The organism is Bacillus sp. RIT 809, from assembly GCF_016892495.1.
Classification (GTDB): Bacteria; Bacillota; Bacilli; order Bacillales; family Bacillaceae_G; genus Bacillus_A; species Bacillus_A cereus_U.
Genome location: NZ_JAFEMR010000005.1, coordinates 128,424 through 141,412, shown reverse-complemented (window position 1 = coordinate 141,412; position 12,989 = coordinate 128,424). Strand labels below are relative to the sequence as shown.

Below are 12,989 nucleotides of genomic sequence, written 5' to 3'. Positions count from 1 at the left end.
TCGGGCTGCCCGTAAAAGTCCGATTGGTGCGGGCTAATAATCAGTGGAGGATGGACAAAACCTCCACTGATTAAAGTTTCACTTTATTTTAATCATTTTTTCAGAGTAGCTTGTATCATTTTTTTCTCCCTCCCTTAATATATATAAAATTAGCAAGCCATATCGAGTGGATGTTCTAACAATGGGAGATAGGTTTCTACTAAGAGTGAACTTCCATAGATCGGACTCTTATAGGATTTGTAACGTATAGATGCAATCCTTTAGAGCGGGGATAAAAGGGGGGACAAAAGTGATTGAAATTTGCTTCGAAGAAAAAAATGATGCTGTGCACGTATACAGACAACTAACGAAAAGAACGGAATCCTTATATAAGGAAACAAGTGTATATTTAAACGAACAAAAGGTTGTTATTCATATACCATTATGTGAATCGAATTATATTGAAAAGATTTTATTGCCAGTATTACTATATTTCATTATGAATGTGAAACAAAATGAATGGATTCATACCATTTTAAAGGAAAAGTTTTTTTATGAAGAACAAGAAGAGTGTCATCAAATATTGCATATGGCACATGAGATTTTAAAGGAAAGAAGAAAAGGAGTAGCCCGTGATTTAACACGTCAAAAATTTGAATCTTATATTGCGTCGTCTTTGAATGATTGGCTTTGTGATCCGCTCTCATTCTCGTTTTCATCATACGTTCGTTTTCGTCTTCGTACATATAGGGAAATGATAGCTAGGCTTGCTGAAGTTGCAATTGATGAGTATAAGATGGAGCAGGAATATCAAATGTTCATTGAGACACTTCGCCAACAAGTAAGTAGCCGGAAATCACGTTTGTCCTGTGTGCATCTTATTTTTGATGAAAGTTTTATTTTCTATGATGATAAAGGTAGACGTTTAAAACAGGATAAATTGGTTCAATATATAGATGAAGAATTATTAAAGAAACAGGATGTATATATTGATACGAAAGTAATTGCACCACTTCTTTCTATTTCGCCGAAAAAGATTTATTTATATACGAAAGAACAAGATCATAATATGATTATTACTTTGCGAAATGTATTTCAGGAACGAGTGCAACTACATGGATTACATGAATTTGAGCGCAACGTGAAAAATTTAAAAAATAAAGGTAACGCCCTTGATTTTCTAAGTTTTTGAGCATATAATTACCTACATAAATGAAATATATCGAAATGTTATGATGAGGACATGGGTAGTTTTCTACGATTTTCAGAGAGGGAAGCCTTAGGGTGCGAGCTTCCTATTACGGGATTATTACTTACCACCTCTAAACTGTAGCAGTGAACGTTTTTCTAGTAATTGCTAACGGACAACACCGTTATGTTGAACTTGAGCAATTAACAATAAGGTTAATTGGAACAAGGGTGGAACCACGAATTCAACACTCGTCCCTTTTTATGGGATGAGTGTTTTTTATTTTGAAAAAAAAGAGGAGTGACCAGTGATGGCAGATGTAGTTAAAATTACTTTCCCTGATGGAGCTGTGAAGGAGTTTCCAAAAGGAGTAACAACTGAAGAAATCGCAGCTTCTATTAGCCCAGGCTTAAAGAAAAAAGCTGTGGCTGGAAAATTAAACGATGAGATGATTGATCTTGTTACACCAATCGAAGAAGATGGTGCAGTGTCTATTATTACATTAGATTCTGAAGATGGCTTATATATTTTACGCCACTCAACAGCTCACCTTTTAGCACAAGCGTTAAAACGTTTATATAAAGATGTTAAGCTTGAGCTTGGCATTGGTCCAGTAATCGAAAATGGCTTCTACTACGATATTGATATGGAAGAAGCAATTACAGTTGAAGACTTCAAGAAAATCGAAAAAGAAATGCAAAAAATCGTGAACGAAAACTTAGAAATCGTTCGTCATGAAGTACCACGTGCAGAAGCACTTCGTCGCTTTGAAGAAATCGGCGATGAGTTAAAATTAGATTTAATTAACGATCTTCCAGAAGATGCAGTTATTTCAATCTATGAGCAAGGCGAATTCTTCGACCTTTGCCGTGGTGTTCACCTTCCATCTACAGGGAAGATTAAAGTATTTAAATTATTAAGCGTTGCAGGTGCTTACTGGCGCGGCGATAGCAATAATAAAATGTTACAACGTATTTACGGTACTGGATTCGTTAAGAAAGCAGAATTAGATGAGCACTTACGTATGCTTGAAGAAGCGAAAGAGCGCGACCACCGTAAATTAGGTAAAGAGTTAAAACTATTTACTAATAGCCAAAAAGTAGGACAAGGTTTACCACTTTGGTTACCAAAAGGTGCAACAATTCGCCGTATTATCGAGCGTTATATCGTTGATAAAGAAGCAAGCTTAGGCTATGATCACGTATACACTCCAGTATTAGGAAGTAGAGAGCTTTATGAAACTTCTGGTCACTGGAACCATTACCGTGATGGCATGTTCCCATCAATGGAAATGGATAATGAAGAGTTAGTTCTTCGTCCAATGAACTGCCCTCACCATATGATGGTTTATAAAAATGATATTCACAGCTACCGTGAATTACCAATCCGTATTGCGGAACTTGGAACAATGCACCGCTATGAAATGTCTGGAGCATTATCTGGATTACAACGTGTACGCGGAATGACTTTAAATGATGCGCACATTTTCGTTCGTCCAGATCAAATTAAAGAAGAATTAAAACGTGTTGTAAACTTAACTTTAGAAGTGTACAAAGATTTCGGTTTAGAAAACTATTCATTCCGTCTATCTTATCGTGACCCAGCAGATACTAAAAAGTATTATGCTGATGATGAGATGTGGGAAAAAGCACAAGGTATGTTAAAAGAAGCTATGGATGAAATGGGTCTTGATTACTATGAAGCTGAAGGTGAAGCGGCATTCTATGGTCCGAAACTTGACGTTCAAGTTCGTACTGCTCTTGGAAAAGACGAAACACTTTCAACTGTACAATTAGACTTCTTACTTCCAGAACGCTTTGAATTAGCTTACGTTGGTGAAGACGGTAAACAACATCGTCCAGTTGTAATTCACCGTGGTGTTGTATCAACTATGGAACGTTTCGTAGCCTTCTTAATTGAAGAATACAAAGGCGCATTCCCAACTTGGTTAGCTCCAGTTCAGGCACAAGTAATTCCAGTTTCTCCGCAAGTACATTTAGATTATGCGAAGAAAGTACAAGATGAATTACGACGTGCTGGTATCCGTGTTGAATTAGACACTCGTGAAGAGAAAATTGGTTACAAAATCCGTGAAGCACAAATGCAAAAGATTCCGTACATGCTTGTAGTAGGTGACAATGAAGTTACTGAAAATGGCGTTAACGTACGTAAATATGGTGAACAAAAATCAGAAACAATCGCATTAGATGCGTTTGTTGACATGATTAAAGTAGAAGGAAAACGATAAAAAAGAGCCGCGGTATACCGCGGCTTTTTTATGTATTATAAAAAAGAAAATCTAGAAAAAATAACCAAACGATACTTATCATAAAAAAGTATTGCAAGTATGCTGGTTGTTTGTTACAATATTTCTTGTTGTTAGTAAAACACATCGCGTCTTCTTGACAGACGTCATGTCCTATGATAAACTCATCAAGGATAATAGAATATGGTTTTGACAAGTAGAAGCACCCGCTTCTCACCTGATGGACGCATTCGCAGTTAGCAGGTAAATGTATTTCTTACTAAAGATATTACAAGTGTGGGTGCCGTGTGCCCGCACTTTTTTTGTTCGGGTTCTACAATTGCAAAACGTATTCTAAGAAAACCTTGGAGGTGGCTTACTATTAGCAAGGATATGATGATTAACGAGCAAATTCGTGCACGTGAAGTACGCTTAGTTGGCGCGAACGGCGATCAACTTGGAATCAAGTCTCGTAATGACGCTTTAGACTTAGCTGCAGGTCTTAATCTTGATTTAGTATTGGTTGCTCCAAATGCGAAACCGCCAGTATGCCGCATTATGGACTACGGTAAATTCCGCTTTGAGCAACAGAAGAAAGAAAAAGAACAGCGCAAAAATCAAAAAGTAATTAGCATGAAAGAAGTTCGTTTAAGTCCAACAATTGATGAACATGACTTTAACACAAAACTTCGTAATGCTGTCAAGTTTTTAGAGAAAGGCGACAAGGTTAAAGCGTCAATTCGCTTTAAAGGACGTGCCATTACTCATAAAGAAATCGGTCAACGTGTTTTAGATCGCTTCTCAGAAGCTTGTGCTGAAGTTAGTACAATTGAATCTAAGCCTAAAATGGAAGGACGCAGTATGTTCTTAGTTTTAGCACCGAAAAACGATAAGTAATAGATAGAGGAGGAAATACCTATGCCTAAACAAAAAACTCATCGCGGCGCTGCAAAGCGTTTCAAAAAGACTGGATCTGGTAAACTGAAACGTTCTCACGCTTACACAAGCCATTTATTCGCTAACAAATCTACAAAAGCTAAACGTAAACTACGTAAAGCTGGTGTAGTTAGCGCTGGTGACTTCAAACGCATTCGTCAAATGCTTGACAACTTAAAATAAGTTCGGCTGATATATAGAACAAACTAGGAGGTAATATTATGCCAAGAGTAAAAGGTGGTACAGTTACTCGTCAACGTCGTAAAAAAGTTATAAAATTAGCAAAAGGTTACTACGGTTCTAAGAGTACATTATTTAAGGTTGCTAACCAACAGGTTATGAAATCTCTAATGTATGCATTCCGTGACCGTCGTCAAAAGAAACGTGACTTCCGTAAATTATGGATTACACGTATCAACGCAGCAGCTCGTATGAATGGTCTTTCTTACAGCCGCTTAATGCACGGTTTAAAAAATGCTGGCATCGAAGTTAACCGCAAGATGCTTGCTGACTTAGCTGTTCATGACGAAAAAGCTTTCGCTGAATTAGCAACAGTTGCAAAAAACAACATTAACTAATTGTTTAAAACCTTAGAAGATCTTTCTTCTAAGGTTTTTTTATTTGTATTCATTATAACCATTCAATAAATTGTGAAATTTCCCGCTTAGTGTCGTCACAATTAAATGATTTATTTCTCTCTAGTATATTAAGATGTGCTTGTAAGAACTTTTGTAACGATAACGAGGGGGTTTTTACATGAAAGTAGGAAAGATTAACGGACGTGTCGTTATCGATATGACAAAATCAATATAAAAGCTATAGCGATATAAAAGAATATATATATAAGGTCAGGAGAATCCTCCTGACTTTTTTTATTTGAACTCATTCGTGAAGAAGTGTATCTTTCCTAGCAGAAACGACACTGCTATAATGGAAAGATGATATGGAACTTTCATCAAGTGAACAATCTATGAGTGATGATTGAAACGTATTTGCAAATTAAGGACAAGCTATCTTTATAAAGATGTAGGTAGCTGACTTGTTAATAAGAAATGAAAAATAATAATGAACTTTGAGATGAAACAACATTGTTGCGGAAAATGCGATGTTGGAGGAGGACAATAGAATGGACTTACTACAACTATTTAAATTACAAAAAGAATTAGATGACCGTATTGTGAAAGAACATGACTTACAACCGAAGAAATTGTTAAAAGAAAAAATGTTAGCTCTTCTTGTAGAAATTGGAGAACTTGCAAATGAAACACGTTGTTTTAAATATTGGAGCAATAAACCAGCGTCAGAACGTGAAGTAATATTAGAAGAATACGTAGATGGTTTACATTTTATTTTATCAATCGGAATCGATTTAGGAATTGATAAAAACTTCTTATTCTATAAATGTGCGCAAACGAATAAAACACAAGTGGAAATTTTCTTAGACACATATGCGAAAGTAATTCGTTTTACAGATCAACCTTCTATCACGAATTATATTGAACTATTTACAAGCTATCTTCGCCTTGGACAAGCGCTTGAATTTGAACAAGAAGAAATTGAAAAAGCATATTTAGATAAAAATGAAGTAAATCATCAGCGTCAAACACAAGGATACTAATTTAATTTTTGAATATTTCAATTTCCTTTTGTATAATAAAGTGACTGAAGAAAAAGGAGGGTGTTGGCAATGATAAAATTAGACGAGACATTGACAATGCTAAAAGAATTAACAGACGCACGCGGTATTGCGGGTAACGAGCGTGAACCACGTGAAGTAATGAAGAAATATATTGAGCCGTTTGCAGATGAACTTTCTACTGATAATTTAGGAAGTTTAGTTGCGAAAAAAGTTGGGGAAGAAAACGGCCCAAAAATTATGGTTGCAGGTCATTTAGATGAAGTTGGCTTTATGATTACGCAAATTGATGACAAAGGCTTCCTTCGTTTCCAAACGGTTGGTGGCTGGTGGTCGCAAGTTATGCTTGCACAGCGCGTAACGATTGTAACGCGTAAAGGAGATGTAACAGGTGTAATTGGTTCAAAACCACCGCACATTTTACCTCCAGAAGCTCGTAAAAAACCAGTTGACATTAAAGATATGTTCATCGATATTGGTGCTTCTAGCCAAGAAGAAGCGATGGAGTGGGGCGTAAGACCAGGAGATCAAGTTGTACCGTACTTCGAATTCCAAGTGATGAAGAATGAAAAGATGTTACTTGCAAAAGCATGGGATAACCGAATTGGTTGTGCAATTGCAATTGACGTATTAAAACAATTAAAAGATGAAAAGCATCCAAACGTTGTATACGGCGTTGGGACTGTACAAGAAGAAGTTGGTCTTCGTGGTGCGAAAACATCTGCAAACTATATTAAGCCAGATATCGCATTCGCTGTAGATGTTGGTATTGCTGGGGATACACCAGGTGTAACAGCAAAAGAAGCACAAAGTAAAATGGGTGATGGACCGCAGATCATTCTATATGATGCTTCTGTTATTGGTCATACAGGTTTACGTGATTTCGTTGTTGATGTTGCTGATGAATTACAAATTCCATATCAGTATGATTCTGTAGCGGGCGGGGGAACGGATGCAGGAGCAATTCACATTTCTGTAAATGGTATTCCGTCTATGGCAATTACGATTGCGACACGCTACATTCATTCTCATGCAGCGATGTTACATCGTGATGATTATGAAAACGCAGTGAAGTTAATTGTAGAAGTTATTAAACGTCTTGATAAAGAGGCTGTACATAACATTACATTTAATTAATAGAAAAAAGCGAAGGGTAATTTCCTTCGCTTTTTTCATTTTTAAAATGGTCTTTCTAATCCTGCTGCAGTATGGGCTCCTAAAATAATTAAGCGAGTTAATTGCATTGCCATGAAATGTGGGGTATAAATCATGCCTCTTTTTAACCAGGACATAATCATTCCGATATGAGCCCCTGTAACATAACTAATAAGAATGTCACGAGGAACCATGAGTTCTTCATCATCAGGCTGTGAAATAGATAAGCTTAATGTTAAATGTGTTTGGACTGTTTTCATCATTTTATAAGAGTAATTTCCAGCGGCTTTATCACCAAGCATAACGTTATAGAAGTTTACATTTTCTGCTATATGTTCAAACAAAGCTAAAAAGGTTGGATGTGGTGAATCAAATGTGAGCTGAAAATCTTCTTTATTTCGTTTTTGTGGTTTAATTACTTCAGTTAGTTTTTCTAACATTTCTTCTATGCTTTTTTCTAGTAAATCATATTTATCATGGTAATGGCTATAAAATGTAGCGCGATTTACAGGAGCACGTTCCGCGATATGTTGCACAGTTACATTTTCAAAGCCCTTTTCGCCTACTAAAGCGACAAAAGCATCCTGTATGAGTTGTCTTGTTCGTTTTACACGTGGATCATTTGTATTTTTAATAGACATTTTTACTTCACCTCGTTTAATTTTTTTAACTTAAACAACACATGCGTAGTGTAATGTTGTTTAAACAACATATAGGTTTAAATTGTTGGTTGTAGATTCGGGATAATTATTTATAATTATAAACGATAGTCCTTTAGAAATCAGCACCGCTAGGATGCAGACAAAACATAGTTTGCGTCGTAAAAGGTGTGCTTTTTTTGTTTAAAGGTTAATATAATTAACAATTAAACAATATAAACACTAAGGATGTAAATAGTTTAGAAAAAAATTATATGCGATATAAGGAGAGGAATGCAATGAATCAGTTTCGAAGAATGATAATTATCAACATTATCACATTAATTGTATTAGTTGGCGGCGGTATCGGCGGTTATTACTATTACAATCAAACGGAAAACTATTTAAAAACAGACAATGCAAAAATTGACGGGAAGGTAATTCCAATTGCATCACCAGTAGCGGGTAAATTAACTGACTGGAAAGCAGAAGTAGGAAAAAACTACAATGAGAACGATAAATTAGGTGCTGTTACTGTAGCAGGAGCAAATGGTGAGCAAACAGTAGACGTAACGATTCCGCAAAATGCAACAGTTGTACAATCAAACGCAACAACAAATGCGTTCGTTGGAGCGGGTAGCCCAATTGCTTACGCATTTGATATGAATAACTTATGGGTAACAGCAAACATTGAAGAAACAACTATTGATGATGTTCAAAAAGGCCAAACAGTAGATGTGTATGTAGATGCATACCCAGATACAACGTTAACAGGAAAAGTAGAACAAGTTGGATTAACAACAGCAAATACATTCTCAATGTTACCATCAAGTAACGCAACAGCGAACTATACGAAAGTAAAGCAAGTTGTACCAGTTAAAATTTCTTTAGACCATAGTAAATCAGTAAATATTGTTCCTGGAATGAATGTGTCAGTTCGTATTCATAAGTAAGGGGGAGATGAGATGTCCTCAATTGCAATTGTAGGATATGCACTATTTTGTATAATCGTCTTCTTCCTTGTAAATCGTCTTTTACGAAAGAAAAAAACGAACGTGGGAGAAGAACAAGTCCCAGCCGTAAGTAAAATAGAAGTAAGTAAGTTAGAAACAGAAGAGAAAGAAATTGAACAAAAACAAGAAACAGAAGCTTCTAACGTAGTGGAATTAGAAACAGGGAAGCAAGAGCAAGTAAAACAGGAAAAAGAAATGCTGAAGAGACAATTGTCGGTAGAGAATGTGAATGTAAAGGCAGTTGTAACTGTATTAATTCTCGGTATGTTCATTTCTATTTTAAATCAAACGATCATTAATGTTGCATTGCCTCCGTTAATGAACGAATTTAACGTATCAACTTCAACGGCCCAATGGTTAATTACAGGCTTCATGCTTGTAAACGGAATTTTAGTGCCGATTAGTGCCTTTTTAGTTTCACGATTTACGTATCGTAAATTATTCGTAGCGGCAATGTTATTTTTCACGGTAGGATCTATCATTTGTGCTACATCAGGTAACTTTACAATGATGATGACGGGCCGCATTATTCAAGCGGTCGGTGCAGGTATTTTAATGCCAGTTGGTATGAATATCTTCATGACATTATTCCCGCCTCATAAACGCGGAGCAGCGATGGGGTTACTAGGGGTAGCGATGATTTTAGCACCAGCTATCGGACCAACTATAACAGGTTGGGTAATTGAAAATTATAGCTGGAACTTAATGTTCTACGGTATGTTTGTGATTGGTTTAATTATTACGTTCTTATCTTTAAAATTCTTCACACTAGCACAGCCGGTGTCTAAAACAAAGTTAGATGTATTTGGTGTTATTAGTTCAAGTATTGGACTAGGAAGCTTATTGTACGGATTTAGTGAAGCTGGAAATAATGGCTGGACTAGTGCAGAAGTTGTTATAACAATGATCATCGGTGTCATTGGTTTAGCAGTATTTATTTGGAGAGAGTTAACAACGGACAATAAAATGCTTGATTTACAAGTATTTAAATATCCGACGTTCACTTTCACATTAGTAATTAACGCGATTGTAACGATGGCCTTATTCGGAGGTATGTTATTACTTCCTGTATATCTGCAAAATATTCGCGGCTTTACGCCAATGGAATCTGGTTTATTACTTCTTCCAGGATCATTAATTATGGGAATTATGGGACCAGTTGCAGGTAAACTATTTGATAAGTATGGTATTCGTCCGTTAGCAATTGTCGGATTAGCCATTACAACATTTGCGACATATAAATTTACAACGTTATCGATGGATACACCGTATAGCGTTATTATGACGGATTATATTATACGCTCAATTGGTATGTCATTCATTATGATGCCAATTATGACAGCTGGTATGAACGCACTGCCGATGAAATTAATTTCTCACGGTACAGCAACGCAAAATACGTCAAGACAAGTAGCTGGTTCAATTGGAACAGCGATATTAATCACACTTATGACGCAACAAACGACTGCTCACGTAGCGGATTACGGCAACATGTTAACAACATCAAACCCAATTTTAGTTGATAAAGTACACGGTATGGGCCAAAGCTTAGCGGCATTAGCCGGATCAGCTCAAGCAGGAGATGCGATGAGCACGCAACTATTATTCGGACAAATTTCAAAGCTATCTGCAATTAACGGTATTAACGATGCCTTCTTAATTGCAACAATATTAGCCGGTATTGCTTGGGTGTTATCGTTCTTCTTACCATCAGGCAATAAACGAAATAGAAAAGCAGGGAATTAATTTCCCTGCTTTTTTATCTTTTTAAAGAGTGAGATATAAAAGGTGATAACCACTCACAGAGCATAATCCTGTTATAAACAAAATCGTCCCCATAGAACGAATACTTGATATTTGTCTTCCGCTTATAATAGCTAATAGTCCAGCTAAAGAGAAGAGACACCAATATAAAGTTCCTGAAATTGGGATCATCTGCTCTATGTCTATTCCATAGCCTATACAAATGATAGGAACAACGATAAGCAATATGCAAATCAATCCTGCTATGAATGTAAAAAAATTTCGATATTTAATTCCAGCAACAATTAAAAAAATGCCCACGATGAATTCGCATAACATCAAAGTAAGAGCCAAAATAGTCCAAGTTAATATTCCAAACACTTCTGTAGTACCTCCGATTTGTGGCTGTCTAAAAAATATTAGATATAGAATGAATCACCTATAGACATGAGTTCCCAGAAGATAACCCCTAATATTCCAGTGATAAAAATAATGAATCCCATGTTACGTATACCTTTAATTTTTGCTTGTAATCCACTTAATCCTGCCAATAATCCAGTTAAAGAAAACAGTATCCAATATAAAGTAGTTGAAATAGGGAGGATTGTATCGCTATTCACCCCCATGCTCCAAAAAACAAAAGGTAGCGTGATAAAGGAGAAGCTAAGTAGTCCCATTAAACCAACAAATAATTTACGATGTTTAATGCTAGTAATAATTAAAAAAATACCACCGAAAAATCCGCATAAAACAAGAAGTGGCATATAAACAACCCAAAGTAAGCTCAACATATATAATCTCCTTCTATGTAATCAGTTATATTTTACTATATGAGGTTTATTTTGGATATTATTAATGAATATGTATAATTTGATAGGAATGTATGGATGATGTGTTATTGGCTCTTTGAAAAGCTAGGGGATAGTGTGATGGAAGAAGAGTTTGAAGTTGTGATAAAAGAGTAAAGAGAGGTATCGTGATGATACCTCTTTTTTACGTTGAAAAGGCGATTATATTAGTCAAAATATGTAATAGTATAGCTGGAATAATAGATTTAGTTTGTTTGTACAATAAACAGGCAAATATTCCCGTCATAAATGCGCTAACCATAATTCCCACAGAGTACGTATGAGCAATACCGAAAATTAAACTTGAGAGAATTACAGCTGGCCAAAAGGTAAACTTCTCTTCGAAAAAACGAAGAAGAATACCTCTGCACACAAGCTCTTCAAAAATAGGTGCAAAAATCCCACCAGCTAGAAGTAAGAGAAGTGGATAGTGCTCTAGTGTTGAAAGTTGTAATGCATCAGACTGTTCTTGTACGGATGAAGGGAATAATTTATCTAGTACAAACATATCTACAAACAGGGTGAGTACATAATAAATGAGAACATAGATGTACATCTGAAAAGATTTTAAAACTCGAAAATCGAATATAGGTAATACTAGTTCTTTCAGTGGTTTATATTTCATGATATATACGATTAGTAAAAGTAGGGCAACTAATTCATAACTTACATTTTCTATAGATTCAAGCAAGGGTTTATTTGTATCTGGGTTAATGTATCCGTATAACTCAATAGGTAAAAATGTAAAGAGTATATTTATTAATGAGAGACACGGAAAGAGAATGAATAAAACTCCAAGAAATTGTAACCATGACATGGAGTTTTTCTGTTCGTGTGGAATTTGTGTAGCGGGTTGCATATGTTCAAATCACCTCTTTATATTTATATATAAAATTATAGTTGATTTGAATTTGGAATGTTACGTTTAAATATTACATACAAGGTTTAAATTTGAAATATTCCGTGTGTTTTTTTAGGGGAAAATAATAAAAGAGGTATCACCCTATAGTGATGCCTCTTTCTCATTGATAACTATGTTCTGCCTTGTCATTCGATTTCTTTTGCTCTATTTGTAATTCACGCTCTACCAATCGGTCTAATTGCTGAATTGCTTTCAATGCTTTTTCATAAGAAATCGTTCTATAATGATGTGCGCCACCGGGTTCTTCATCGGCTTCATCCGCCCACTTAATAACGTTTTGTAGAGGTGTTCTTTCAAGTGTTTGTTCTAGTAGGAAAGAATCAGTGTGCAGAAGAATTGCAACAGAAATTTCTTTTGCTAGTTTCGGATGTTCTCCTAATCTAATAAGCAATTTATGAGATCTTTCTGCCCCTTTAATCGCATGTATATCATTCTTTTTATACAAGTCATAGTCCCATTCGCCGCCTGTGTACCACGTATGATGTCCGATATCATGAAGGAAGCCAGCCTTTGTTGCAGCATCGACTGAGGCGTGATGCTTTTTGGCTAAGTGAAACGCATGGTAAGCGACAGCAATCGCGTGGACCATTCCAGAACGGTTTACATATTTTTGTGTAATGTGATGTTTAAAAACTTGTTCAAGCGTAATACGGTGCATAAAACATTCACTCCTTTTATCCCGATT

14 protein-coding genes and 2 other annotated features are annotated in these 12,989 nt (G+C 35.9%); of the genes, 9 read left to right on the top strand and 5 right to left on the bottom strand.

Annotated elements, in window-relative coordinates:
* The first annotated feature begins 289 nt into the window (after positions 1-289).
* From ytxC to JTF23_RS07820, 7 genes are all read left to right on the top strand, one after another.
* Positions 290-1,171, top strand: a complete 882-nt coding sequence (ytxC, locus tag JTF23_RS07850) for a putative sporulation protein YtxC (protein WP_002112187.1) — start codon at positions 290-292, stop codon at positions 1,169-1,171.
* 31 nt (positions 1,172-1,202) lie between these two features.
* Positions 1,203-1,430: a binding site (T-box leader), on the top strand.
* 48 nt (positions 1,431-1,478) lie between these two features.
* Positions 1,479-3,416, top strand: coding sequence for a threonine--tRNA ligase (gene thrS / locus JTF23_RS07845; RefSeq protein WP_002160268.1), 1,938 nt, complete (start codon positions 1,479-1,481; stop codon positions 3,414-3,416).
* A 206-nt stretch (positions 3,417-3,622) separates the two neighbouring features.
* Positions 3,623-3,743 (top strand) — a sequence feature (ribosomal protein L20 leader region).
* A 63-nt stretch (positions 3,744-3,806) separates the two neighbouring features.
* On the top strand, positions 3,807-4,310 hold the full coding sequence (infC, locus tag JTF23_RS07840) for a translation initiation factor IF-3 (RefSeq protein WP_002015470.1): 504 nt from the start codon (positions 3,807-3,809) through the stop codon (positions 4,308-4,310).
* 21 nt (positions 4,311-4,331) lie between these two features.
* Entirely contained in the window at positions 4,332-4,532 is a 201-nt protein-coding gene (rpmI, locus tag JTF23_RS07835) for a 50S ribosomal protein L35 (protein ID WP_001125945.1), read from the top strand.
* 38 nt (positions 4,533-4,570) lie between these two features.
* Positions 4,571-4,927: a 50S ribosomal protein L20 gene (rplT, locus tag JTF23_RS07830; protein WP_001138364.1), complete on the top strand. Its 357-nt coding sequence runs from the start codon at positions 4,571-4,573 to the stop codon at positions 4,925-4,927.
* Between the two features lie 548 nt (positions 4,928-5,475).
* The gene (locus JTF23_RS07825; RefSeq protein ID WP_000365057.1) at positions 5,476-5,967 is read left to right on the top strand and encodes a dUTP diphosphatase; all 492 of its coding nucleotides are present in this window, start codon (positions 5,476-5,478) and stop codon (positions 5,965-5,967) included.
* 69 nt (positions 5,968-6,036) lie between these two features.
* Positions 6,037-7,122: a M42 family metallopeptidase gene (locus JTF23_RS07820; protein ID WP_016106319.1), complete on the top strand. Its 1,086-nt coding sequence runs from the start codon at positions 6,037-6,039 to the stop codon at positions 7,120-7,122.
* A gap of 41 nt (positions 7,123-7,163) precedes the next feature.
* On the opposite strand, the gene JTF23_RS07815 is transcribed toward JTF23_RS07820, so the two are convergent.
* On the bottom strand, positions 7,164-7,781 hold the full coding sequence (locus tag JTF23_RS07815; protein ID WP_002160271.1) for a TetR/AcrR family transcriptional regulator: 618 nt from the start codon (positions 7,779-7,781) through the stop codon (positions 7,164-7,166).
* A gap of 296 nt (positions 7,782-8,077) precedes the next feature.
* Here JTF23_RS07815 and JTF23_RS07810 point away from each other — a divergent pair, with 296 nt between their 5' ends.
* Positions 8,078-8,731 carry an HlyD family secretion protein gene (locus JTF23_RS07810; protein ID WP_002112181.1) on the top strand — a complete coding sequence of 218 codons (654 nt, stop codon included), beginning with the start codon at positions 8,078-8,080 and terminating at the stop codon, positions 8,729-8,731.
* Between the two features lie 12 nt (positions 8,732-8,743).
* Complete coding sequence (locus JTF23_RS07805) at positions 8,744-10,537, top strand: DHA2 family efflux MFS transporter permease subunit (protein ID WP_204208450.1); 1,794 nt, start codon at positions 8,744-8,746, stop codon at positions 10,535-10,537.
* Positions 10,538-10,558: 21 nt separating this feature from the next.
* Here JTF23_RS07805 and JTF23_RS07800 read toward each other — a convergent pair whose 3' ends face one another.
* The 4 genes from JTF23_RS07800 to JTF23_RS07785 all read right to left on the bottom strand — a co-directional run bounded on the left by JTF23_RS07800 (position 10,559) and on the right by JTF23_RS07785 (position 12,962).
* Entirely contained in the window at positions 10,559-10,915 is a 357-nt protein-coding gene (locus JTF23_RS07800) for a hypothetical protein (protein ID WP_016106316.1), read from the bottom strand.
* Positions 10,916-10,953: 38 nt separating this feature from the next.
* On the bottom strand, positions 10,954-11,325 hold the full coding sequence (locus JTF23_RS07795) for a DNA-binding protein (protein ID WP_204208449.1): 372 nt from the start codon (positions 11,323-11,325) through the stop codon (positions 10,954-10,956).
* A 202-nt stretch (positions 11,326-11,527) separates the two neighbouring features.
* On the bottom strand, positions 11,528-12,241 hold the full coding sequence (locus JTF23_RS07790) for a CPBP family intramembrane glutamic endopeptidase (RefSeq protein ID WP_204208448.1): 714 nt from the start codon (positions 12,239-12,241) through the stop codon (positions 11,528-11,530).
* Between the two features lie 163 nt (positions 12,242-12,404).
* Positions 12,405-12,962, bottom strand: a complete 558-nt coding sequence (locus tag JTF23_RS07785; RefSeq protein WP_002112175.1) for an HD domain-containing protein — start codon at positions 12,960-12,962, stop codon at positions 12,405-12,407.
* Between the last annotated feature and the right edge of the window lie 27 nt (positions 12,963-12,989).